This is a genomic window from Pseudorhizobium sp. NPDC055634 (genome assembly GCF_053618655.1).
On sequence record NZ_JBSHHW010000003.1, the window covers coordinates 195,111 to 218,759 of the forward strand.

At 64.8% G+C, this 23,649-nt stretch carries 21 protein-coding genes; 11 read left to right on the plus strand and 10 right to left on the minus strand.

Annotation, left to right across the window (positions count from 1 at the left end; all coding sequences use genetic code 11):
- Positions 1-37 precede the first annotated feature (37 nt).
- Positions 38-745: a phosphoglycolate phosphatase gene (gene gph, locus ACWGPT_RS06095; protein WP_452604701.1), complete on the plus strand. Its 708-nt coding sequence runs from the start codon at positions 38-40 to the stop codon at positions 743-745.
- Positions 746-791: 46 nt separating this feature from the next.
- On the opposite strand, the gene ACWGPT_RS06100 is transcribed toward gph, so the two are convergent.
- Positions 792-2,657, minus strand: a complete 1,866-nt coding sequence (locus ACWGPT_RS06100; RefSeq protein ID WP_452604702.1) for a L,D-transpeptidase family protein — start codon at positions 2,655-2,657, stop codon at positions 792-794.
- 379 nt (positions 2,658-3,036) lie between these two features.
- Between ACWGPT_RS06100 and fumC the strand changes: the two genes are divergently transcribed.
- The gene (fumC, locus tag ACWGPT_RS06105; protein ID WP_452604703.1) at positions 3,037-4,428 is read left to right on the plus strand and encodes a class II fumarate hydratase; all 1,392 of its coding nucleotides are present in this window, start codon (positions 3,037-3,039) and stop codon (positions 4,426-4,428) included.
- Between the two features lie 182 nt (positions 4,429-4,610).
- Positions 4,611-5,675 carry a diguanylate cyclase gene (locus ACWGPT_RS06110; RefSeq protein WP_452604704.1) on the plus strand — a complete coding sequence of 355 codons (1,065 nt, stop codon included), beginning with the start codon at positions 4,611-4,613 and terminating at the stop codon, positions 5,673-5,675.
- Between the two features lie 19 nt (positions 5,676-5,694).
- On the opposite strand, the gene ACWGPT_RS06115 is transcribed toward ACWGPT_RS06110, so the two are convergent.
- Both ACWGPT_RS06115 and ACWGPT_RS06120 read right to left on the minus strand, forming a co-directional pair.
- Entirely contained in the window at positions 5,695-6,306 is a 612-nt protein-coding gene (locus ACWGPT_RS06115) for a pyridoxamine 5'-phosphate oxidase family protein (RefSeq protein WP_452604705.1), read from the minus strand.
- 68 nt (positions 6,307-6,374) lie between these two features.
- A complete protein-coding gene (locus ACWGPT_RS06120) occupies positions 6,375-7,076 on the minus strand; it encodes an alpha/beta hydrolase (protein WP_452604706.1) in 702 nt (233 codons plus the stop codon).
- A gap of 261 nt (positions 7,077-7,337) precedes the next feature.
- On the opposite strand from ACWGPT_RS06120, the gene ACWGPT_RS06125 reads away from it, so the two are divergent.
- The gene (locus tag ACWGPT_RS06125; protein ID WP_452604707.1) at positions 7,338-7,811 is read left to right on the plus strand and encodes a MarR family winged helix-turn-helix transcriptional regulator; all 474 of its coding nucleotides are present in this window, start codon (positions 7,338-7,340) and stop codon (positions 7,809-7,811) included.
- 15 nt (positions 7,812-7,826) lie between these two features.
- Here the strand turns inward: ACWGPT_RS06125 and ACWGPT_RS06130 are convergent, their stop codons facing one another.
- Entirely contained in the window at positions 7,827-8,192 is a 366-nt protein-coding gene (locus ACWGPT_RS06130; RefSeq protein WP_452604708.1) for a gamma-butyrobetaine hydroxylase-like domain-containing protein, read from the minus strand.
- Between the two features lie 124 nt (positions 8,193-8,316).
- On the opposite strand from ACWGPT_RS06130, the gene moaA reads away from it, so the two are divergent.
- The gene (gene moaA, locus ACWGPT_RS06135) at positions 8,317-9,366 is read left to right on the plus strand and encodes a GTP 3',8-cyclase MoaA (protein WP_452604709.1); all 1,050 of its coding nucleotides are present in this window, start codon (positions 8,317-8,319) and stop codon (positions 9,364-9,366) included.
- A 73-nt stretch (positions 9,367-9,439) separates the two neighbouring features.
- On the opposite strand, the gene dksA is transcribed toward moaA, so the two are convergent.
- Positions 9,440-9,859 (minus strand): RNA polymerase-binding protein DksA, encoded by a 420-nt coding sequence (gene dksA / locus ACWGPT_RS06140; RefSeq protein ID WP_452604710.1) that lies wholly within the window; start codon positions 9,857-9,859, stop codon positions 9,440-9,442.
- A gap of 273 nt (positions 9,860-10,132) precedes the next feature.
- On the opposite strand from dksA, the gene ACWGPT_RS06145 reads away from it, so the two are divergent.
- The 4 genes from ACWGPT_RS06145 (at position 10,133) to ACWGPT_RS06160 (ending at position 13,869) form a co-directional block, all read left to right on the plus strand.
- Positions 10,133-10,630: a SixA phosphatase family protein gene (locus ACWGPT_RS06145; RefSeq protein ID WP_452604711.1), complete on the plus strand. Its 498-nt coding sequence runs from the start codon at positions 10,133-10,135 to the stop codon at positions 10,628-10,630.
- A 61-nt stretch (positions 10,631-10,691) separates the two neighbouring features.
- A complete protein-coding gene (locus ACWGPT_RS06150; RefSeq protein ID WP_452604712.1) occupies positions 10,692-12,161 on the plus strand; it encodes a YcjX family protein in 1,470 nt (489 codons plus the stop codon).
- Positions 12,158-13,228, plus strand: a complete 1,071-nt coding sequence (locus tag ACWGPT_RS06155; RefSeq protein ID WP_452604713.1) for a YcjF family protein — start codon at positions 12,158-12,160, stop codon at positions 13,226-13,228. Before ACWGPT_RS06150 ends, ACWGPT_RS06155 begins: the two co-directional genes overlap by 4 nt.
- A 92-nt stretch (positions 13,229-13,320) precedes the next feature.
- Positions 13,321-13,869 (plus strand): hypothetical protein, encoded by a 549-nt coding sequence (locus ACWGPT_RS06160; RefSeq protein WP_452604714.1) that lies wholly within the window; start codon positions 13,321-13,323, stop codon positions 13,867-13,869.
- Here the strand turns inward: ACWGPT_RS06160 and folK are convergent.
- The 3 genes from folK to folP are packed head-to-tail and all read right to left on the minus strand — an operon-like array spanning position 13,866 to position 15,527.
- Entirely contained in the window at positions 13,866-14,390 is a 525-nt protein-coding gene (gene folK, locus ACWGPT_RS06165) for a 2-amino-4-hydroxy-6-hydroxymethyldihydropteridine diphosphokinase (protein WP_452604715.1), read from the minus strand. The two genes, ACWGPT_RS06160 and folK, sit on opposite strands and share 4 nt — an antisense overlap.
- The gene (gene folB, locus ACWGPT_RS06170) at positions 14,374-14,739 is read right to left on the minus strand and encodes a dihydroneopterin aldolase (RefSeq protein WP_452604716.1); all 366 of its coding nucleotides are present in this window, start codon (positions 14,737-14,739) and stop codon (positions 14,374-14,376) included. The genes folK and folB overlap by 17 nt, the downstream gene beginning before the upstream one ends.
- Positions 14,736-15,527 (minus strand): dihydropteroate synthase, encoded by a 792-nt coding sequence (folP, locus tag ACWGPT_RS06175; protein ID WP_452604717.1) that lies wholly within the window; start codon positions 15,525-15,527, stop codon positions 14,736-14,738. The genes folB and folP overlap by 4 nt, the downstream gene beginning before the upstream one ends.
- 182 nt (positions 15,528-15,709) lie before the next feature.
- Between folP and ACWGPT_RS06180 the strand changes: the two genes are divergently transcribed.
- On the plus strand, positions 15,710-16,330 hold the full coding sequence (locus ACWGPT_RS06180; RefSeq protein ID WP_452604718.1) for a DUF922 domain-containing Zn-dependent protease: 621 nt from the start codon (positions 15,710-15,712) through the stop codon (positions 16,328-16,330).
- A gap of 21 nt (positions 16,331-16,351) precedes the next feature.
- On the opposite strand, the gene ACWGPT_RS06185 is transcribed toward ACWGPT_RS06180, so the two are convergent.
- Both ACWGPT_RS06185 and ACWGPT_RS06190 read right to left on the minus strand, forming a co-directional pair.
- Positions 16,352-16,672, minus strand: coding sequence for a 2Fe-2S iron-sulfur cluster-binding protein (locus ACWGPT_RS06185; RefSeq protein ID WP_452604719.1), 321 nt, complete (start codon positions 16,670-16,672; stop codon positions 16,352-16,354).
- Positions 16,673-16,782: 110 nt separating this feature from the next.
- Positions 16,783-17,151, minus strand: a complete 369-nt coding sequence (locus tag ACWGPT_RS06190; RefSeq protein ID WP_452604720.1) for an Hpt domain-containing protein — start codon at positions 17,149-17,151, stop codon at positions 16,783-16,785.
- A 460-nt stretch (positions 17,152-17,611) separates the two neighbouring features.
- Here ACWGPT_RS06190 and ACWGPT_RS06195 point away from each other — a divergent pair, with 460 nt between their 5' ends.
- Positions 17,612-23,419 carry an apolipoprotein A-IV repeat region-like domain-containing protein gene (locus tag ACWGPT_RS06195; RefSeq protein WP_452604721.1) on the plus strand — a complete coding sequence of 1,936 codons (5,808 nt, stop codon included), beginning with the start codon at positions 17,612-17,614 and terminating at the stop codon, positions 23,417-23,419.
- Positions 23,420-23,649: the final 230 nt, after the last annotated feature.

Sequence of the window (23,649 nt, forward strand, 5' to 3'; positions counted from 1 at the left end):
GGGCTCGTCCAAGGACAATCCCGCTGGGAGGCAACGCATGACGGCACCCCTTGTAATATTCGATCTCGACGGCACGCTCGTCGACACGGCGCCGGACCTCGTGGCCAGCCTCAACCACACGATTGCGGCTGCCGGCCTCGAACCGGTGACCTACGACGACCTGACCCATCTCGTCGGCCAGGGCGCCCGCGTGATGATCCGGCGGGCATTCGAAATGCGTGGGAAGCCGATCGACGACGAAGCGGCAGAGCCCCTGCTCCAGCGCTTCCTCGTCCACTACAAGAAGGAAATGCCGGGTGCGAGCCGTCCCTATCCGGAACTTGCCGAGGCCTTGGATGAACTCGAGGCAGGCGGCATGCGACTTGCCGTCTGCACCAACAAGCTCGAGGAACTGGCAATCCCGCTGATCGAAAAGCTCGGTCTTGCGGATCGATTTGCGGTCGTCACCGGAGGCGACACGTTTCCGGTTCGCAAGCCCGATGCCCGCCATATTCTCGGGACGATCGAAAAAGCCGGCGCGCGCCCGCAGGACGCCGTGATGATCGGCGACAGCATCAACGACATTCTCGCCGCCCGCAACGCCGGCATTCCGTCGATTGCGGTCACATTCGGCTATTCGGACGTTCCCGTCGCAGAACTGGGAGCCGACCATGTCATCTCCCGGTTTTCCGAACTGAACGCCGAACTCGTCCGACGGCTTCTGTCCCGGCGGGCCGAGACCACGAAAACCGTCCTCCGCGCATGAAAGGGGCGGCCCGCAGCCGCCCGCTTTCCCGTGACCCGTCGGTGGATCAGGACGTTCTCGCCCTGGTCGTCGCGGCCATCGCCTTGAGCGTCGCCGCGTCCCGGCCATAGACGTCGTCAAAATACTCGACGACCCCGTCCTTGTTCGGCCATGCGGTGAAATAGGAAACGTAGACCGGAATCTTCGCCGTCACCTTTTCTGCCTTGTTCCGTCCCCCGGCAATGCGTGTCCCGATCTCCTCTTCCGTCACGCCGAGGACCGCAGCCGCCATCTTGCGGGGCTCCGCAAGGCGGATGCAGCCGTGGCTGAGCGCACGGGTGTCGCGCTGGAAGTAGCTCTTCGACGGCGTGTCATGCATGTAGATGGCATGGGAATTGGGGAACAGAATCTTCAGTTCGCCGAGCGCGTTGTCGCTCGACGGCGGCTGGCGTACCGAGATCGATTGCGTCGACCCGTACCAGTTGACGCTCGACGAAGGAACCGGCTGCCCTTTCACCTCGACCTGGTAGCCCATCCGGTCGAGATAGGACGGGTCGGACCGCAGATGCGGCAGCATCTCGTTGATGATGATCGACTGCGGAACGCCCCAGTAGGGATTGAACTCGACCGTCTCGATCTCGTCCTGGAAGAAATAGGTCTGGTTGGCCTTGGAGCCGACCACCACGCGCATCGAAAACTTTTCCGCGCCGTCCTCGTGATAGGAGGCCATGTAGGCCGGCTGGTTGATGAAGACGTGGCGTCCGCCGAGGTCCACCGGCAGCCAGCGCGCCTGCTCCATCGCGATGACCAGCTTCTCGATCTTCGCCTCGTCGCTGTGTCCGACGAGGGCACGGACGGTCGCGCGGCCAATGACGCCGTCCGGCTTCAACCCGGCCTCGCCCTGGAACGCCTTCACCAGCTCCACCAGTTCCGGCGTGTACTCGCCGGTGGCCTGATAGCCGGAGAAGGTCGCGGCATGCGCCAGCGTCAGCTCGTTGGACGCGTTCTCCCGGATGGCGGCAACGACGCCGGCAAGTGCGGGGTTCGCCGCGCCGGGCTTGAGCAGCAGGTCGTCGGGAAGCGCAATTCGCTCGCCCTGGTCCGAAACCTTGGCCTTGAGGCGCGAAAGCTCGGCCTTCAGCGCCAGGAAATGCGGGCTCTGCGGCGCGAGGCTTTCAAGATATCCGGCCGGATCCGCCTCCGCCCGGGCGAATGGCAGGACGAAGGCGAGCTTCACGTCCTTGCGCTTGAAGTCATGGTATTCCGAGATCCGGTTCGGATCGATGCGCCCGCGCACCATGTCCTGGGCGAAGCTCAGGACCTTTGCCGACATCTTGAGCTCGAACTGCATCAGCGACCGGCTGTGATCGTCTCCCGCACCGTCGACTGGGCCGTCCGACATCGTTTCGGAAACCGGCTGCGTGCTTGCCGTCAGGAGTTCCGGCACCGCGAGGCGATAGTCCGCCGGATCGAGCCCGAATTCGCCAGCACGTTCGAACAGGTCGAGAACCGCCCTCCCCTTGGCGTTGACGTCTCCGTCCGAGACCCAGAGCGGCATGGAGTTCTTTCCGTAGAAGGTCTCCATCGCAGCGGCCACGTCGGCGGGTGCGGACACCGTCACGCCGGCGAACGGGCTGGCGTCAGTTCCGGCGGCGACCGCGAAGCCGGCGGTCCGGACCGCGCGAAGGGCATCCGGCTTGTAGACGTGATATTTTGGCGCCGAAACCTTCGGCAACGGCTGCGGGTCCGCGAGACGTTCCCTGGGCTCTCCGCGAGGCTGACGATCGTCCTGAAGGGGAGCGCGATTGCCGGGGCCGCCCCTCAGGATATCCAGCAGGGTGATCGCCTGGGCCGGCGATGTCGTCGCGCAGAGCGTCGCGACACCCGACAGGAATGCGAAGGCGATAGGAACTCGTCTCGATATGGTCTGCAATTTTATCCCCGTCGGCTCGGTTCGGCCCTTAGGCGGTTTTGCTCACCGGTCTACCGGATCGCATGGAAGATGAAAAGGAAACGCACGGCCCGCCGAAGGGTGGCAATCCCTGCCCGGACCTGAGTCGCTTCGACCAGCAAGGCTAGTAAATCATTCGTTAAATTTTTATTCATCAAGACTGCCCTGCCTCCTCCGCCTCGCCCGCTCATCGAAAAGCTCGGCGCCGTGTCAAATATGGCACGCCGGACCGTCCTCTCCGAGCGCCGCAGGATGATCCCTCCGGGCCCGACATTGGTATACAATCAGGGGGCTGGCCTTGCGCCGCGGGGCTTTGTCGAATAATTCCGGCGCTACCATAAAGCGCAGCAGAGGCAAGACCATGTCATCCACCCGCACGGAAACCGATACCTTTGGACCTATCGACGTCGATGCCGATCGCTACTGGGGCGCCCAGGCGCAGCGTTCGCTCGGCAACTTCAAGATCGGTTGGGAAAAGCAGCCGGCCTCCGTCATTCGCGCGCTCGGGATCGTCAAGCAGGCCGCTGCACGCGCCAACATGGAACTGGGCGGTCTCGACAAGGCGCTCGGCAAGGCGATCGTCGAAGCTGCCCAGGAAGTGATCGACGGCAAGCTCGACGATCATTTCCCGCTGGTCGTCTGGCAGACCGGCTCCGGCACCCAGTCCAACATGAATGCCAACGAAGTCATCTCCAATCGCGCGATCGAAATGCTCAGCGGGACGATGGGCTCCAAGAAGCCGGTCCATCCGAACGACCACGTCAACATGAGCCAGTCGTCCAACGACACCTATCCGACGGCCATGCACATCGCCTGCGCCGAACAGATCGTGCACCACCTCGTGCCCGGCCTGAAGCGCCTTCACGCCGCGCTGGACGAAAAGGCCAAGGCCTTTTCCCACATCATCAAGATCGGCCGTACCCATACCCAGGATGCCACGCCGCTGACGCTCGGGCAGGAATTCTCCGGCTATGCCGCGCAGGTCGCCTCCGCCATCAAGCGGATCGAACTGACGCTGCCGGGCCTCTACGAACTCGCCCAGGGCGGCACCGCCGTCGGCACCGGGTTGAACGCGCCGGTCGGATTTGCCGAAAAGGTTGCAGACGAGATCGCCGCGATCACCGGCCTGCCGTTCGTCACTGCGCCGAACAAGTTCGAGGCGCTCGCCGCCCACGATGCCATGGTCTTCTCCCATGGTGGGATCAATGCGGCTGCCGCAGCACTCTTCAAGATCGCCAACGATATCCGCTTCCTCGGCTCCGGCCCGCGCGCCGGCCTCGGCGAACTGGCATTGCCCGAGAACGAGCCGGGCTCGTCGATCATGCCCGGCAAGGTGAACCCCACCCAGTCCGAGGCGCTGACGCAGGTCTGCGCCCACATCTTCGGCAACAATGCGGCGATCACCTTCGCCGGCAGCCAGGGCCACTTCGAACTCAACGTCTACAACCCGATGATGGCCTACAACTTCCTTCAGTCCGTACAGTTGCTCGGCGATGCGGCCGTCTCCTTCACCGACAACTGCGTCGTCGGCATCGAGGCCCGCGAGGACAACATCAAGCGGGGCGTGGAAAATTCCCTCATGCTCGTGACCGCGCTCAACAGCCGGCTGGGCTATGACACCTGCGCCAAGATCGCCAAGACGGCCCACAAGAACGGGACGACATTGCGCGAGGAGGCAGTTGGCGGCGGCTACCTGACGAACGAAGAGTTCGACCAGTACGTTCGCCCGGAAAACATGATCGGCCCGCGCTGATCGCTTCCTTCGGTCTTGGGTCGCTTCGTCCCGGCGGGCCGCGACTGAAATCGCTCTGAATGCTTTTTAAGGAGTCGCTGATTTGTGAGCGACTCCTTAAGTGTTTTCGCATAGCCTCGACAAGACACGCGGCGAAGGAGCGGTGGTAAGATCAAGGTGCTGGGGAACACGTGGGGGGTTAGATGACAACTGCGCAAAAGGCGCCTGCGAATGATGTGGTCGGGCAGATCATCTACGCATTGAGGGCGATGGGCGTGGCGCCCCTCCCGCGAAACTATCAGCTGTTCTACGAAGCCTATATCGGCTCCAACACGGCCCTGACACAGCAGCTCGCCGCACTCGGCAGCAACGCCACCCAGGAAGAGCTGGACGCCATTTCGAGCCAGCATCTTGGCACCGGCCAGGTGGACGTGATCGAGCGCGCTCACGGCAAGCTTCTCATCGAGCTGGAAAACCTCCTGCACCTCTTGCGGCGCGAACAGCAGTCGATGGAGAGCTACACGAAGCTCCTCGGCGAAACGGCCGCCCGTATCAACAGCAAGGCCAGCTTTTCCAACGACATCATCCGCAATGCGGTCGCGCTGCTGACTTCGGCCACCAGCGACACCATGGCCCATGGCGAGCGGACGGCCGATACGGTCGCGGAGCATTCCGTCGAGATGGTCCAGGTCCGCAAGGAGCTGGACGAATACAAGCGGATCGCCAATACCGACTCGCTGACACGCCTCTCCAACCGGCGGGCCTTCGACGACAAGCTGGCTTCCGTCTTTGACAGCGCCGGCAACCTCAAGGTCACCGCGCTCATCCTGGCCGACATAGACAATTTCAAGTACATAAACGACACCTTCGGCCATCCCGTGGGCGACCGCATCCTGTCCACGGTCGCCTCGCTCATCCGCGCGAATGTCCGCAAGGACCTGTTCGTCGCGCGAACGGGCGGCGAGGAGTTTGCGGTCATCGTGGAAGGCAATACGTCCGAGGAGGTCATGCTTATCTGCGAGCGCATCCGCTGCGCGCTCGAGACCCGCACCTTCCGCAATTCCCGTTCCGGCGTTCAATACGGGCCGATCACCATATCGCTCGGTTTCTCGATGGCCTCACAGGCCGACAGCCCGACCCAGCTCTATTCCAACGCCGATGCGGCCCTCTATCACGCCAAGCATACCGGGCGGAACCGGACGGTCGTCTTCGACGAGGGGATGCACCGGGATTACGCCGGCAAGGACTGGCTGATCTACCGGAAATGACGAGCGGCGCAGCGCGGCGCTACCACATGGTCGTCGCGGCGCGTCCGGGCCAGTCGCGGTCGTAGGTCGCCTGGTCGAACCCTTCCTTTGCCGCCTTCAGCAGGGCGCCTGGCGTCGGCAGGGTTGCAGGATCGACAAACCGTTCGGGGTTCCAGAGCTGGGCACGCATGATCGCCCGGGCGCACTGGAAGTAGACTTCGCCGATCGTGATGACGACCACCGAGCGGGGACGATGGCTCCCCTCCGTCTCAAAGCTCTCCAGCAGGGAGGGCTCGACCGAGACGACAGCCGAGCCGTTCACGCGCATCACCGTGCTCGATCCCGGCGTGAGAAACATCAGCGCAACCCGCGGATCGCGCACGATGTTCATCAGCGAGTCGACGCGGTTGTTGCCATGCCAGTCCGGAAGCAGGATCGTGCTGGGGTCCTGGACGCGGACGCAGTTCGCGGCGTCGCCCCGGGGCGAGCAGTCCAGTCCCTCCGGACCGACAGTCGCCAGGGCGATGAAGGGCGCGGACTCGATCATCAACCGGTATTCCGGCGTCAGCAGTCTCGTCACCTTGGCGATCGCCGCTTCCGAGACGTCGGTGTAGATCTGCCTGAGATCGTCGATCGTGCGGATGATCGTCATGTGGTCGCTACCTTGCCTGCTTTGGGAACCCGGGCGCAACCTACGACGCCAGGCATTCCCGATCAACGTCAGGCAGCGGTGCTTGTGCTTTCCTCGTCTCCTGCTCCCTTAAGAAAATCACTCACGTGGCCGATCACCTCCAGCACGCCGATGATCCGGCGGTGACCGTGGCCGTTCGCCCAGTGGATATTCACGTCGGGTACCGTCGCAAAGCGCCGAGCGTGATCGGCATCGACTTCCTTGTCGTCTTCCGCATGCACCACGAGCAGCCGCTCGCCGAGCCGATGCCCAATCGGAACGCAGTCGAAGTCCGAGAGCGCGGCTCCGGCGACGGTTTCGGCATGGCGAACCAGGGCCCGGCGCGTCGCGTCGCTCAGGCCGAGCACATCCGCGAAGTCTTCGAACAGCCATTCGATCCTGCTCGGCGCGCCGATCACCGCAAGTCGCCCGGGCGAGAAAGCCTTAATCCCCGACATGATGCCGCCGGCCGCAAGCATCAGGCTGGCGCCTCCGAACGAATGCCCGACCGCTCCGTCGAATGGTCCGAAGCGCCGTTCCGCTTCGACGATCGCCTCGACAGCCATGCGCATGTTGAGGCGTCGCCCGCCGGAAAGCCCGTGGCCCGGGAAATCCAGAACCACGACCTCGTCGCCGGCCGAGGCAAGACCCGCGGCAAGCGTGGAAATGTAGGCCGCCGATGAGCCCCAGCCGTGCACGACAAGGAAACGCTTGCCCGTCTCTCGACTGCCGCCCGAAAGGCGATAGGCCATTACCCTTGCCTTTCCCGCGTGAAACGGCATCGTTTCCGCGGACGCGAGTCGCCTTCGGCCCTCCGCGTGAGCCTGACGCGCCTTGGGCCCCGCGGGTCGGCGCGACGGCGTGCGGCAGAAGAGTTCGAAGGCGAGGCGCGCCGTCAGCTTGGGGGCATACCTTCCGCCGAGGCGGAAAACGGGGCGGATGACCTTGAGTGCGATCGGTGTCATTGTGGGAGCACGCTCATTATGTTCAACCATGAACAATAAAGTACAAGAATGAACAAAAATCAATCCCTCCCCTGGGAGCATCCGCGCTTCAAGAGCTGGATTGCCGTGGCCCGCGCCTGCCAGCTGATGCAGACGGCCCTGACGCGCGGGCTTTCGCCGCTCGACATCAAGCCGCCGCATCTCGATATTCTCGTCAACCTTTACCGCTTCGAGGGCATCACCCAGCAGGAACTGGCCCATAAGCTGCTCGTCGGACGCTCCAACATCAGCATGACCCTGCCGCACATGGAGCGTCGCGGCCTGATCGAGCGTCGTGGAGACAAGCGGGACAAGCGCGTGCTCCGCCTTTTCCTGACGACGGAGGGGCGACGGGTGGCGGAAGATGGGATGATTATCCAGACGGCGCTGATCGAGCGTATCCTGTCGGCGACCCCGATCGAGGAGTGCCTAGCAATGGGCGCCAACATGGAGCGCGTCGTCGCGGCACTCCAGTCCGACATCGGAGACGATGGCGACGACTAGCGTGACGAAGGGAATTTACCGGATGGGGTCGCGGCTCAGGCCCTTTTCCGCCAGTTCCCGTTCGTAATCGCTGAAAAGTGACTGCCCCTTCTCCCCGAGCTCGCGCAGATAGAGCCAGGTATAGATGCCGCTGCCGTGACCGTCGTCGAAGCCAATCCGCACCGCATAATTGCCCGTTGGAGTAAGGCTGCTGATCGCGACATTCCGCTTTCCGGGGACCGTCACCTTCTGGCCCGGCCCGTGGCCCTGGACTTCCGCCGAGGGCGACAGCACCCGAAGCATCTCGGCTGGCAGCGGATAGGACACGTTGTCGTCGAAGGTGACATGCAGCATCCGGCGGTCCTTCGATACCCGCAATTCCGTCGGCCAGGTCCCCGTCATCGTCTCAGCACTCCATTCAGCGGTCTCATGAGAACTAGAGACTGGCCTGTGCCACCGCAAGCGGACTTTCACCCTTGACGCGAATGAGATAGCCGCCCACTTTGATCATTCAGGAGGAGAAGCTGTGAACACTCTGGCAGGACAGCTCGGCAATGCCCGCGCCCTCGCGGCGGAGACGACACCGATGATCGACCCGTTCGGTCGTGCTGTCACCTATCTGCGCGTCTCGGTGACCGATCGCTGCGATTTCCGCTGCACCTATTGCATGGCGGAGAACATGAATTTCCTGCCGAAGAAGGACCTGCTGACCCTCGAGGAACTGGACCGCCTCTGTTCCGCCTTCATATCCAAGGGCGTGCGCAAGCTGCGCCTGACCGGCGGCGAGCCGCTGGTGCGCAAGAACATCATGCACCTCGTGCGGACGCTGGGCCGCCATATAGAGACGGGACAGCTGGACGAACTGACGCTCACCACCAACGGCTCCCAGCTCGCCCGCTTTGCCGCCGAACTCTACGATTGCGGCGTGCGGCGCATCAACGTCTCGCTCGACACGCTCGATCCCGACAAGTTCCGCGCGATCACCCGCTGGGGTGATCTCGGCAAGGTCATGGAGGGCATAGACGCCGCTCGCAAGGCGGGGCTGCGCGTCAAGCTCAATGCGGTCGCCCTCAAGGACTTCAACGAATACGAGATCCCGACCATGCTGCGCTGGGCCCATGAGCGCGACATGGACCTGACGGTCATCGAGACGATGCCGATGGGCGAGATCGAGGAAGACCGCACGGACCGCTACCTGCCGCTTTCGAAGCTCCGCAGCGATCTGGAACAGCAGTTCACGCTGACCGACATCCCGTTCAAGACAGGCGGCCCGGCGCGCTACGTGGAGGTCGCCGAAACGGGTGGACGGCTCGGGTTCATCACACCGATGACGCATAATTTCTGCGAGAGTTGCAACCGTGTCCGCCTGACATGCACGGGCACGCTCTACATGTGCCTCGGCCAGAACGACGCCGCGGACCTGCGCACCGCTTTGCGCGCCTCCGACGACGATGCCTATCTCTCGGCTGCGATCGATGAGGCCATCCTGCGGAAGCCGAAAGGCCACGACTTCATCATCGACCGCGACCACAATCGCCCCGCCGTGGCGCGTCACATGAGCGTCACCGGCGGGTGACCGGCCACCGGCACCGGAAACGAGAAAGGGCGCAGTCGCCCGCGCCCTTTCGATCCACCAATGGTGAACCCGTTTATTCGTCGCGATAGACCTTTTCGCGACGCTCGTGCCGCTCCTGCGCTTCGATCGACAAGGTTGCGATCGGGCGGGCGTCCAGACGCTTCAGGCCGATCGGCTCGCCGGTCTCCTCGCAGAAACCGTAGGTGCCGTCTTCTATACGCTGCATGGCCGCATCAATCTTGGCGATCAGCTTTCGCTGCCGGTCGCGTGCCCTGAGCTCGATCGCCCTGTCGGTCTCCGAAGAGGCCCGATCGGCGAGGTCGGGGTGATTTGCGCTTTCTTCCGCGAGATGGTCCAGCGTCTCGCGCGCTTCCCGGAGGATGTCGTTTTTCCAGGCGATGAGCTTCGCCCTGAAATACGCCCTCTGGTTGGCATTCATGAACTCATCGTCTTCCGAGAGCACATAATTGCTAAGATCGATCTTCTCACTCAACGCGATTCTCCCGAAGAACATCTCAAGGCGCGCTCTATATCCCAATCGCCTACTGCGGTTCAAGCCTGTTACGCGCCTTCACAGTATTTTTTAGACTGTCGCAATATTGAGCTAAGCGCCTAGTATTTAACCAGTTTATTCTTCGCCTGTTACAATTACTGTCTTCGGCGTGTCCCCGCCGCCCGGGGCGACGTTGGCGACCATGGTCACGGTTGACGTAACATGTGCTCGCGGCTACCCATCGACGGAATCGCTCCTCGGGCCCTTGTTACCATGATCTTCCAGCCTCTCACCCGCGTCTATCTGCTGCGTCATGCGCGCTCCGGCTGGGCACAGCCCGGCCAGCGGGATTTCGACAGGCCGCTGGACGACGAGGGGTATGCGGAAGCCGAGATCGTTGCGGAAAAAGCCTTCGACCGGGGCTACCACCCTTCCCGCCTCGTCAGTTCGACTGCTCTGCGCTGCCGCCAGACTGCCGACGCGATGCGACGCGCGCTCGGAGAAGACCTCGACGTCCTTTTCGTCGACGAACTCTACAATGCGCCGCTCGACGTCTATCTGGAGATGATCGCTGCTTCGAACGAGGCGGGTTCGCTGATGTTCGTCGGGCACAACCCGACGATCGAGGAAGTATTCGAAAGGCTTGCCGGCGCAGACACCACGGCGGCCGTGATCCCGACAGGCTACCCGACCGCAGGGCTTGCCGTGCTTGAACGCCCCGCCACCGCCGGCGACAGATACTGGGGCCTCCTGGACTTCGTGACGGCCTGACCGGGCTTCTTTCATCCCGGCGGCGGCGCCCCTATATAGGCGCAAACAAAGGGATGCTACCTTGCCGCCTTCGCTGACCAGCCTCACCGACGACGCACGAATCGCAATCGACAACCTCGCGGACAGGGCCTCTTCCCTCGTGAACCCGACCGTGCGCCTCGGGGTGACCGGCCTTTCGCGCGCCGGCAAGACGGTCTTCATCTCCTCGCTCGTCCATAATCTCCTGAACGGCGGACGGCTCCCCCTGTTCGAGCCCGTCCGTTCCGGCCGCGTTTCGCGGGTCCGGCTGGAGCCGCAGCCCGATGACGCGATCCCGCGGTTCCAGTACGAGGATCACATCCAGGCGCTTGTCAGGGAAAGGGTCTGGCCGGATTCGACCCGCGCCATCTCCGAACTGCGGATCACCCTCGACTACCAGAGCGCGAGCGGCTGGAACCGGCTGTTCTCGCCCGGCCGGCTTTCGATCGACATCGTCGACTACCCGGGCGAATGGCTGCTCGACCTTCCCCTTCTCGGCCAGGACTACCGCACGTTCAGCGCCAACACCGTGGATCTCGCCACCACCGGCATCCGCGCCGAGCTTTCCCGGGAATGGCTCGCCCTCGCGCAAAGTGTCGATCCAGATGCGCCGGGCGACGAGATGACCGCCCGGCGCCTGTCGGAAACCTTCGCCGCCTACCTGAAGGCCTGCAAGTCCGACGAACGGTCGCTCTCCACGCTTCCACCGGGCCGCTTCCTGATGCCGGGCGATCTCGAAGGCTCCCCCGCCCTCACCTTTTCCCCCCTGCCCCATGCCTCGGAGGATCGCGCGCCGAGAGGGTCTCTTCGCGCGATGATGGAGCGCCGGTACGAGGCCTACAAGTCGGTGGTGGTGAAGCCCTTCTTCCGGGAGCACTTCGCCCGGCTCGACCGGCAGATCGTGCTGATCGATGCGCTTCAGGCGATCAACCGCGGCGAGGAGGCCGTCCATGATCTCGAGCGTGCGCTGGGTGACGTGCTCGCCTGCTTCCGCCCGGGAACCAACAGCCTCCTGTCGTCGCTGCTCGGCCGGCGGATCGACAAGGTCCTGGTCGCCGCTACCAAGGCCGACCATCTCCACCACGAGAGCCACGACCGCTTGGAACGCATCACCGCGCGGCTTGTCGACCGCGCCATCCAGCGCATCGGCATGGCAGGAGCGGGCATCGAGGTGATGGCGATCGCATCGGTGCGGGCCACCCGCGAGGCGACCGTCAACGAAGGCGGCCATGTTCTTCCCGTCATCGTCGGGACGCCGATGGCCGGCGAGAAGATCGGGACCGACGTGTTCGACGGCCACCGCAAGACCGCCGTCTTCCCGGGCGACCTTCCCTCCGATCCAGAACGCCTGTTCACGGGGCCGGACGGCGGCCCGCCCGAATACCCGGAGATCAACTTCATTCGCTTCCGCCCGCCTGCGCTGGAGGAGACGAGCGGCGGCCTGAAGCTCTCGGTCCCGCATATCCGCCTCGACCGCGCCATGCAGTTTCTTCTGGGGGACCGTCTGGCATGACGACATCGGACAAGAACGGACGCCGCCCGGGCGCATTTGATATCGAAGAGGATGGCACCCGCACCGCTTCCGCCCCCAGGCCGCCGCGAAGCTTCGAGGAAAACGTGCTCCTGACGCCGGACGAGGACGATCCCTTCCTGACGCCGCCGGAACTTGCCGAGCGGGACATACCGGTTGCCGAACCGCGAACCCGCCGGCGCTTTTCCTTCGCCAACGTGGCGCTCGCCGCATTCGGCACGTTTCTCTCCCTCGCCTTCGGCCTGTGGGCCGACAGCGTCGTGCGTGACCTCTTCGCGCGGTCCGACTGGCTCGGCTACGCAGCTCTCTCGGCGCTCGCGATCGGCCTCCTGGCCGTCGCGATCGTCGTCGGCCGCGAGGTCTACGGCCTCATGCGCCTTTCGGCCGTGCAGACGCTCAAGGTCGAGGCCGAGGAGGCTGCAGCCGCACCTCTTCCCGGGCCCGCCCGCGCCGTCGTGTCTACCCTCACCCGCCTCCTCTCCCACCGGCCCGAGACGGCCAGGGGACGGGCCGTCATCGACGCGACGAAGGACGAGATCATCGACGGGCCGCAGTTGATCGAGCTTGCCGAACGGGAGTTGCTCTCGCCGCTCGACCGGCGTGCGCGCGCCCTCATCCTCCACGCCTCCAAGCGCGTGTCGATCGTCACCGCGGTCAGCCCGCGGGCGATCGTCGATCTTGCATACGTCGTCTTCGAGGTTTCGCGCCTGATCCGCGCCATGGCGGAACTCTATGGCGGCAGGCCGGGAACGCTCGGCCTCGTCAGGCTTATGCGCGATGTCGTGGCGCATCTGGCCGTCACCGGATCGATTGCCGTGGGCGATGGCCTGGCGCAGCAGGTTCTCGGGCACGGCGTCGCCGCCAAGCTCTCCAAGCGCCTCGGCGAAGGCGTGATCAACGGGCTTCTCACGGCCCGCATCGGCATTGCGGCCATGGACCTCTGCCGTCCGCTTCCCTTCCGCGCCGTGAGGCGGCCGGGTGTCGGTGACTTCTTTGCCGACCTCGCGCCGTTCGGCCGCGACAATGACGCAGAGGACCGGTTGCGATAGCCGTCTGGGCACACCTCGGATACCACTCGTTAACCATTCCGAAGCTATGGTGAACGCTCGAAAACGAGCTGGCACTCGCCTAGGAAAGCACCATGTACCTGCGCATCTTTTCCGTGATCGGCGGCCTCGCCGCCGCATTTGCCGCCGACTCCGCCATGGCCCCCGACGCATCCGCGGCACCGCGCGACAAGGCCTTCTTCCAGTCCGTCGCCGGAACCTGGAAAGGCCCGGGCGAAATCGTCGCCGGCAAGTACAAGGGCACGAAGTTCAACTGCAGCCTGATCGGCGAGTCGGTCGCCGACGCAGAAGCCGGAATCAAGCTGGACGGCACCTGCAGGGTCGGCGTCTTCAAGCAGCCGATGTCGGCCGTGATCACGCAGAACGGCAAGGGCTACAAGGGCAAGTTCCTGGATGGCGCCGACGGCAAGGGGCTCGACATCGTCTCCGGCGCCGTCAACGGCGACAAGGTGGTCGTCGGCATCAACCGCGCCCAGTTGAACGGGGCAATGGTTGCAAGCCTGCGCGATCCGAACACCATGAACATCACGATCTCGGTCAAGGTCGACGACGAGATGATCCCGGTGATCGGGCTGACGCTCGATCGCGACCTGGACCAGCTTGCCGTCGGGTCGATCCGCTAGGCCACTCTCCACCAGTCCCGGTTCTCGCTCACCGGCAGGATGCCTCCGCTGTCCGCCCGGTCCAGCCATTCCGAAATGCGCCGGCCGGACACCTTTATTCCAGGCGCGATCTCCGCGAGCGGAACGAGCACGAACACCCTTTCCGTCATTCTCGGATGCGGCAGCGAGAGCCGCTCGCTTCCTGCGGTGCGATCGCCGTAGGTGAGGATGTCGATATCGATCGTCCGCGGTCCCCAACGCTCGATACGCTCCCGTTTCATGCTCTGCTCGATCGACAGGCAGACATGCAGCAGCATCTCCGGCTCGAGCGATGTCTCCAGGAGGGCGCAGCAGTTGAAGAAGTCGGCCTGATCCGTCTTGCCCCAGGGCGGGGTCTTGTAGAGCCGCGAGACGGCGGAGACCGAGCAGTCCGCCCGCGCGTCGAGACGCCGCAAGGCCTCCGCCATCGCCGCGGGCGGATCGCCCAGATTTCCGCCGAGCCCGAGTGCTGCCGTCACCACTTCGTCAGCGCCGATGTTCAACGCGCACTTCCGCATGATCAAGGACGCCCTGGATGGGCGCGCTCGGCTTGCGGACCGTTATCACGGCCCTGACGACCTGCGGAAAGCGCTCGCAGAGCGCGATGGCCACATCCATGGCCAGCGTCTCGATCAGGCGGCGCTGGCTTCCCGTGACGATCGTCTCGATGAGCGTGAAGGCGACGCCGTAATCGACCGTGTCCTCGACCCGATCCGTGACCAGCACGTCACCGGCCTCGACCTCCATCTCGGCATCGACGAAGAAGCGCTGCCCCAGCCGGTTCTCTTCCGCATGGACGCCGTGGCGCGCGAAGAATGCGCAGTTCTTGAGGGTGATCATATAGGTGCTCATCGTGGAGTCTCCTCTGCATGAGCCCGCAGCAAGGCATCCGCGATGCCGAGCGCGTCGCGGTTTGTAGCAACGTTGTGGACGCGGAAGATCGCAGCCCCCGCAAGCCGCAGGATTGCCGTGGTCGCCGCCGTGCCGACATCCCGTTCCGCGGCAATGTCCCGGCCGGTCGCCGTTCCGATGAAGCGCTTGCGCGACGTGCCGATGAGCCACGGGAAGCCGATGTCGCGCAGTTCGCCGAACCGTGCCATGAGTTCAAGGTTCTGGTCCGCGTCCTTGGCAAACCCGAAGCCTGGATCGAGGACGATGGCTTCGGGCGCTACCCCGGCCTCGTCTGCGATCGCGAGCGAAAGGTCGAAGAACGCCCGCTGGTCTTCCACGACATCCGCCGCCACGTCGCCTTCCCGGCCCCGTCCCGTATGCATGATGCAGAGCCCCGCCCCCGTCTCCGCAGCGACCGACGCGATCGCCGGCTCGCGCTGCAGCCCGTGGACGTCGTTGATGATATGCGCGCCTGCGGCGATCGCCAGACGGGCGGTCTCGGCGCGATAGGTGTCGACAGAGATCAATGCGTCCGTCTCCCGGACCAGCCGCTCGATGACCGGGATCACCCGGTCCTGCTCCTCGGCCGCGCTGACGGCTGCTGCACCCGGTCTGGTCGACTCGCCGCCGATGTCGAGGATCGCGGCGCCGTCCCGGACGCAGGCAAGTCCGTGCGCGACGGCACCTTCGAGCCCCTCGTGCAGGCCGCCGTCCGAGAACGAATCCGGCGTAACATTGACGATGGCCATGATATGGCCGTTGTTGCCCAGTTCGAGGAGACGTCCGCCGCCGACTCGCCAGATTCGGGAACCGGGCGTCTTCGCTGCTGGATCGGCCTTACGGGAGTAACGCAAATTTTTCTGCCTCTGTGTTGCGCTGCCGACGGCTATGCCCCAAGCTCACCTCAAGTTCAATCTAAGCAGGCCCCAGAATGTTGCTGATTCCATCTATCCGTCGCGTTATCGGCGGGCTGGCTGCGGTGTGCCTGCTCTCCTCCGTGGCATCGGCGGAGCCCATGATCAGCAAGACCTACGGCTACTTCTCGATCGGAGGAAGGACCGCGGAAGCTCTCGATCGCGAACTGGAGAGGCGTGGTCCGATGACCAGTGCGAGCGGTCATCGCCATCCCGGCGCGACGGAAATCAAGTTCGGTGGAGAGGTCACCTATGTCGAGCGCGGGAAAGAGTGTTCCGTCGGCGACGTGAAGGTCACCCTGAAGACAAACCTCATCCTGCCGCGATGGAAGAACCGTCGCGCCGCCGACAAGAACCTGCGCTTCATCTGGGACACCCTGTCCGCCGACATCAAGCGGCACGAGGAACGCCACGCGGAAATCGCCCGCAGCTACGCTCGGACGCTGGAGCGGGATCTGCGCGCCCTCCGCTCCGCCCGCACGTGCCAGGAACTGGAAAAGAAGGTCGGCGCGGTCACCAAGCGCGTGCTCGAAACCCATGACCGCGACCAGATGCGGTTCGACGTGGTCGAATCGAAGAACTTCGACAACCGGATGATGCGGCTACTCAAGTATCGGCTGGGGGAAAACGGCGGCTAGCCCCCGATCCGTCCCGGGGCGTCAGCCCTGCCGTTCGGGCACGTTGACGACCAGCCCGTCGAGCTCGTCGCTCATCTTGATCTGACAGGAAAGCCGCGAGGTCGGCCTGACGTCATACGCGAAGTCGAGCATGTCTTCCTCCATCGCGGAGGGCGCGCCGACGGTATCGGTCCAGGCTTCGTCCACATAGACATGGCAGGTCGCACAGGCACAGGCGCCACCGCACTCGGCGTCGATGCCCGGCACCGAGTTGCGGACGGCATTCTCCATCACCGTCGATCCGTTGCTCGCATCGATATCGAAGCGCGTTCCGTCGAAGGCGACGATGGTCAGTTTCGTCATGATCAGGAATTCCGGTAAGAACAGTCTGGAGGAGCGAGCCTGCTCATCGAACAGATCCGCCAGGCAGTCAACATAGGTTTGCCTGCCCGATGCTGCAATGGTGGCTCTTCCTATCGGCAGAGCTTCAGGATGAAGTTCTCCGTCTCGATGATGGCGGCGCTGATCTTTGCCATCGAGGCCGCATCGGCCCCCTTCTCCTCGATCCGCATCGCAAGGTCGGCCACCGTGAACGCGCCGACTGCGGATGCCGCCCCTTTCAGCAGACGAGCGGCCGCGAGGATTGCGGGCATGTCGCCGCTGCTCATTTCCAGCAGCGCCCTACGGGATTGCCGCGCGAACGTCTGCAGGATTTCAAGCTCGGTTCCCTTGTCTCCCGTCGTCTGGCGGGCGAGGTGGACGAGGTCTATCGGGCGTGACCGGGATGGCGAGAGCGCACGCCGGGTCTGAGGAGCTTCGAAGGCGATTGCGATGGCGGCCATGGGTGACAATGATCCTGAACGATGCGATTTCAGCCATCGTGCAGCCAAACCGGCGCCATGGCGTTAACAGACCGCAATCGGCCACTTGAATCTCAAGCTATGGTTAATTTACGCTAAGATGCTTGTTTTACGGGACTTTTCGCCGGTCTTATGGTTTAAATCCTGTTAACAACCGGATTGGGCTTTTTGGCGCCTCCACGGGTCCGAATTGTTTAGACACCTCAGATGTGCCACTACAATACAGGTGGAAAGGCGGGAGTCCGCTCCCGCGTCCGTGGATGGCCGGATGGTAAGCATTCCTTATCATCCGTTTGGAACAAGGCTGTTCGAGAGTAAGTGAAACGGGAAATGCCGACGCCATGAAGGCGGGGCTTTCCGGCAGGCAGTGTCTCTTCTTCGTTTTGCAGGGCGGGCGAACAGGACGGGATGGCCGGGCGAGTATGTAGCGAGGCGTAACCGCATGGCGAAGAAGACCAGCAGCGAGTCGATGGACGAAACGGCCTTCCAGGCACTGGAAGACGCGTTGAAGATCGACTTCATCGAGGATCAGGAGACGATACGTCGGAAGCCTGCATCCTCTGCCTCGGAGGCCAGAGTGTCTGATAGCAAGCAGCGTCCATCCCCGCCGCGCGGCGAGACCCCGGCGACCCCTCCCCGCTCCGCGACGGCGGAACCGGCGGCGCGCGCACCCGTGTTCGAGCCTGCGAACGACGGCAGCCGCCGCAGTTCCGTGAACCTGCTCAAGACGCTCGAAGGCGGCACGATGCGCAGCGCACTCCGAAACGCGACGATCGTTTCCGTCCTCTGGGCGATCGGCGGTCTTGGCCTGGCGCAACTTCTCTATGGTGCTCAGCTGTGGTCGTCCGGTTCGGTCGGCGGGCTCGTTGCCATGCCCGGTCTCGTCGCGATCATCGTCGGCATCGTCGTGCCGATCCTTCTCTTCTTCGCCTTCGCGACGATGATGGCCCGTGCGCAGGACATGCGCAACGCCGCGCGTTCCATGGCCGAAGTGGCGCTGCGCCTGTCGGAGCCCGAGACCGTCGCCTCCGAACGGATCATGACCGTTGGCCAGGCCGTCCGGCGCGAAGTCTCCGCCATGAACGAGGGGATCGAGCGCACGATTGCGCGCGCAACCGAACTCGAGACGCTCGTCCACTCCGAAGTCAATGCGCTTGAGCGCAGCTACACCGACAATGAATTGCGCGTGCGCGGGCTGGTCCACGAACTGGGCGCCGAACGTGATGCCATCGTCAATCACGCCGAACGCATCCGTTCGTCCATCGTCGGCGCACACGAACAGCTCAAGGAAGAGCTGTCGCTTGCGACGGAGGAAATTGCGGTACGACTGGCGACCTCCGGCGAAGCCTTCGCCTCGATGATCGATACGCGCGCCGCAGCCCTGACGGAAAAGACGAACGCCGCCGGCGAGGCGCTGGGTTCGCTGCTCGCCGCCAAGGCCGACGACCTGGTGCAGACGCTCGGCTCGTCCGGGATCGCGCTTGCCAACGAGTTCGACAACCGCCTCGAAAACCTGTCGATGACGCTCGCCCACCGCGGCCAGGCGCTGCTTGGCGAGTTCGAGACGCGCGCCTCCACCCTCGACGCCAGCACCGAGCGCCTGAATGCGGCGCTCGCCGACCGCACGCGCCAGCTGAACGAGACGCTTGTCGCCCGGACCCGCGAAATCACCGACGGGCTGTCGGAGGGCGAACGCTCCATCACCGGTTCTCTCGAGGCGGTGATCACGTCGCTGAACAGGGCGCTCGACGACAAGGGCAGCGCATTCAGGCAGAGCCTGAAGACCGCCGCAGACGACGCTATCATGGACCTCGACCTGCGCTCCGGCCTTTTCGAGGAGCGCCTGCAGGCCACCGTCGGCCAGCTCAGCACCACCTTCGACGACGGGCTCAACGCGCTCACCACGGCCTTCGACCAGCGGGCCGGCAGCCTCGACAGCAAGCTGATGGACAGCCTCGCGCGCATCAACGAGACCGTCGCGAGCGGTTCCGACTCGATCGAAGGCATCCTCAGCAGCAGCATCGCCCAGATCGGCAATACGCTGACCGAACAGTCGCTGGCGCTCGCCACCACGCTCGGCACGGGCCAGGACGTTCTCGATTCCATCCTGGAAGACCGCAGCCGCGAATTCAGCGAAGCCCTCGCTGCGCGCACCAGCGAAATCACCGGCGCGATAGGCACGAGCCGCGACGCGATCGACGAAGTCCTCTCCGAACGCAGCACGGCCCTCATCGGTGCCCTGAACGAGACGCAAGGCAAGTTCGAACGCGCCGTCGGCGAACGCTCGGAATCCGTCATCGCCGCCCTCGAGACCGGACAGGAACGCTTCGCCGAGGCTCTCGAAAGCAGGACGGCCGCCATCGAATCGGTCATCGGCGACGCACCGGAGAAGCTCGCCAGCCTGCTGGACGAGCGCGCCGCCACGATTGCGCGCCACCTGCAGGACGGCGAGGAACGCCTCGGCTCCGGCCTCGACCGCCGCACGGAGGAACTCGCACGCACGCTCTCCGCGACCGGCGACCGCATCACCGAACTTCTCGACGACAAGACGCTGGAGATCAGCACGGCCTTCGCGCTTGGCGAGGACCGCATCACCGGCATCCTCACCAATCTGGCGGACACCCCGGAACGCCTGTCCGGCATTCTCGACGAACGGGCTGCCCTGATCGCCCGTCACATGGAGGAAGGCGAGAAGAGCCTCGGCGAAGGCCTCGACCGTCGCGTCGAGCGGCTGGCCGCGGCGATCTCGTCGAACGGCGAGCGTATCGGCGAGATGCTCGACGACAAGACCATGGACATCAGCACCGCCTTTGCGCTGGGTGAAGACCGTCTGTCCGGCGTTCTCGACGAGAAGGCCGGCGCGATCGGCGCCCTCGCCGCCGACGCGGAAAACCGCATCGAGCAGTCGCTCAACGAGATCTCGCTTCGGATGGGAGATGTTCTCGGCGACGGCGCGCGGCGTTTCGAGGACACCGTGTCCGGCGGCGCCGAACGGATCGAATCGGCGCTCGGCACCGGCCAGGAGCGCATCGCCGCGACGCTGGGCCTCGGACATCAGCAGTTCAGCGATACGGTTGCCTCCGCCAATGAGCAGATCGAGCAGACCCTGGGCGCCGGCTACGAGCGCTTCCGCACGACGATCGAAGAGCGGACGGACATGATCTCGACCGCGCTGGCCCAGACCCGCGACCAGATCTCGGAACTGATGTCGGACCAGGTGATGACGATCGGCACGACGCTCGCCACGAGCGCCGGCATGCTGGAAATGTCACTGGAGAGCCAGCAGGAAGCCCTCCGCACCGCATTCGACGGCGCCGGAGCGGACCTGGAAGAGCGACTGAACACCACGGCCGGGGTCATTGCCGGGCGCCTCAACGAGGCAGCGCGGGAAATCAGCCTTTCGGCCGAAGACCTCTCCGGCCGCCTCGAGCAGACGATCGGCAGTGTCGAGGCCGCCCTCGGGGCGACCGGCAACAAGGTCGAGGCGACGTTCGGAGGCCTCGAGGCGCGCATCCGCAACGAGATTGCCAGCGTCACCGAACTGGTGGACGGCGCCGGTCGCGACATCGGCGAGACGCTGGCACAGCGGACCGCCGAACTGGAGCGGATCAGCACGGACGCCCACGACCGCATCTCCGGCGCCATGGACAGCGGCGCCGCTCGTCTCGACGAGCGCCTTTCGACCATGGACCGTGCGCTGTCGGTCGGCCTTGACGCCGTTACTCGCACGATCGAAGGCAAGGCTGCAGGTCTTGCCGCGACCCTCCGCGAGGCCGTCAGCGCGGCTGCGGCGGGAATGGACGACGAGGCGATGCGCTCGGCGGAAACGCTGAGCCGCACCGGCTCCGAGTTCACCGAAGGGCTCGCCCAGCGCAACGCCGAGTTCACCCGTTCTGTCGAGGAGCGGTCGAGCGAGATCGTCAACCGCATCTCGGAGACGCAGACCCGCCTCGCAGGCCAGGCAGCAACGGTCGCACAGGCGTTCTCGGAAGCCGGCAATGCCATCGTGAACAAGGTTTCGGAAGCCGATGCCCTGGTCAAGAAGCAGGTGACGGCGATCTCCGAGGCTCTCACCGAGGCCGAGGAGGCCCTCCAGCAGCGCGGCGGTTCGCTGCGCGGCACGCTCGCCGAAACGGCGACCGACCTGCAGGCCGCCATGGAAGCCGTGGACAAGGCGCTCGCCGCCCGCGGCGATGCCATCCGCTCCGCACTCGACAGCCGCACCCGCGACCTCAACTCCATGCTGTCGAGCCGCACGACGGAGCTTGCCCGCCTCATCGAGGAAGAGGCACGCCCGGTCGTCGAGCAATACAGCGAGGCCAGCCGTTCTGCAGCTGACCAGATTGCCTCTGCCGCCCGCGAAAGCACCGAGCGACTGGTGGCCGCCGCAAGCGAGAACAGCAACCGCATTCGCAGCGAAAACGACGCGCTCGTCGATGCGATCGCCGCCCGCACGAACGAGGCCCTGTCGGCGATCACCCAGCGCGCCGAGAACACCGCCAGCGCCATGCTGTCGGTGGAACGGAGCCTCACGGGCAGCGTCAACTCGCTGATCGATCGTCTTGCCGACAGCAATTCCGGGATTTCGAGCCTCGTCGAGCGGGCCTCGCAGGATCTCGCAGCCGCGGCAGACCAGGCCCTCGAGCGCCTTTCGGGCGTCGACGAGAGGCTGGGCACGACCGCCACGCTCTTCTCCGAATCCGCTGCTCACGCCGCGGACATGGTATCCGGCTCAAGCCGTCTCCTGGAAAACAACATCGACCGGCTGGCCAATATCTCCGGCCAGACGCTCAACCAGGTCGGCGGTATCGTCGGACGGTTCGACGACCACTCCAAGGTCCTCGCCCAGGCGTCCGAACTCCTGGGAGCGGCGCAGTCCAACCTCGCCAATACGCTGGACGAGCGCCAGACCGCCCTTCGCAGCCTCTCCGTCGGCCTCGTCAAGCGGTCCGAGGAGATCGAGGGCACGATGCGCAATCTCGCCGCCCTCGTGGAAGGCGCATTCGAACGGGCCGAGGGCCGCTCCTCGCAGGTCGCCGCGCATCTGCGCGAAAGTCTCCAGGGCGCATTCGCGGACATCGGCCGCACGCTCGGCGAGACCCAGCAGCGCGCCGACGTGACCGCCGACGCCATGCGCAGCGCTCTCCTCGGTGCAAGCGAGGAGGCGAGCCGCGCCGTCGACGCCACGATGAACAATGCCGAACAGCGCGCCCGCGGGCTCTCGGAACGTATCCGCAGCGGCGTCGAAGGCTCGCTGACGGATGTCGAGCGCATGCTCGCCGACGCGACCAGCCGCTCCGACAGCGCCGCCGCCCACCTGCGCGAACAGCTTCGCAAGTCGGTGGACGAGGCCGTCGGCCGCTTCTCGGGCGCAACGGACGAGATTCGCCGCTCGGCGGAACAGATCCGCGAGGAACTGGACAGCACCCGCGCGGAACTTCGGCGCGGCGCATTCGACCTGCCAGAGGAGGCCAAGGAAAACGCCGCGGCGATGCGGCGTGCCGTCTCCGAGCAGATCAAGGCGCTGCAGGACCTGTCGCAACTGGTCGGCCGTTCTGCACAGGCACTCGAAGTGTCACAGCCTGCTCCGGTCCGTGCCTCGACCCTCCCTCAGGCCGAACCCGCGCCCCGTGCCCAGGCGGCAGCGGCGCTGCCGGCCCAGCCGGCACCGGCCATACGCGGTGGCAACGAGACCGGCCTGCGAGGCAGCCTCAATTTCGACCGCCCGTCTACCCCGGCCCGTCCTGCTGAACCCGCAGCGCGGGGCCAGGAAGGCGGCTGGATCAGCGACCTGCTGAGGGGCGCCTCGCGCGAGAACGCCTCGGACGCAGCTTCCCGCGCTCCGACGTCCCGTCCGGCCGAGCAGGCCGGCGTCCGTGGTGGTGGCGACAGCCGCAATCCGCGCCATATGGTCGAATCGCTGAACTCGCTGTCCGTCGATATCGCCCGCGCCATCGATCACGACGCATCCGTCGATCTCTGGCGCCGCTACCAGCGTGGCGAGCGCGACGTCTTCACGCGCCGTCTCTACACGCTGAAGGGCCAGCAGACCTTCGACGAGATCAAGCGCAAGTACGAGCGGGAGCCTGAATTCCGCACGGCCGTCGACCGCTACATCGGGGACTTCGAGAAGCTTCTCGCCGACGTCGCGCGGACGGACCGGGACAAGTCTGTTACGCAGAGCTACCTGACCTCCGACACCGGCAAGGTCTACACCATGCTTGCCCATGCCGCCGGACGGTTCAGCTGACCGCTATCCCTGAGCGGGGCGGCCTCCAAGCTGCTCCACCTTCAATGATCAACCCGCCGGCCTCGCCGGCGGGTTTTTTCTTTGCGGATCCGTTTGCAGCGCGCGCATGATCGAAGCAGGGTGGCCCGGAGAGCTATCGGTGCAGTCCCGCACTTGGTCGCGGGACATTCGTTCACGCCTGAAATCGAAAAGGCCGCCGCCTCAGCGAGACGACGGCCTTTCAATAGACG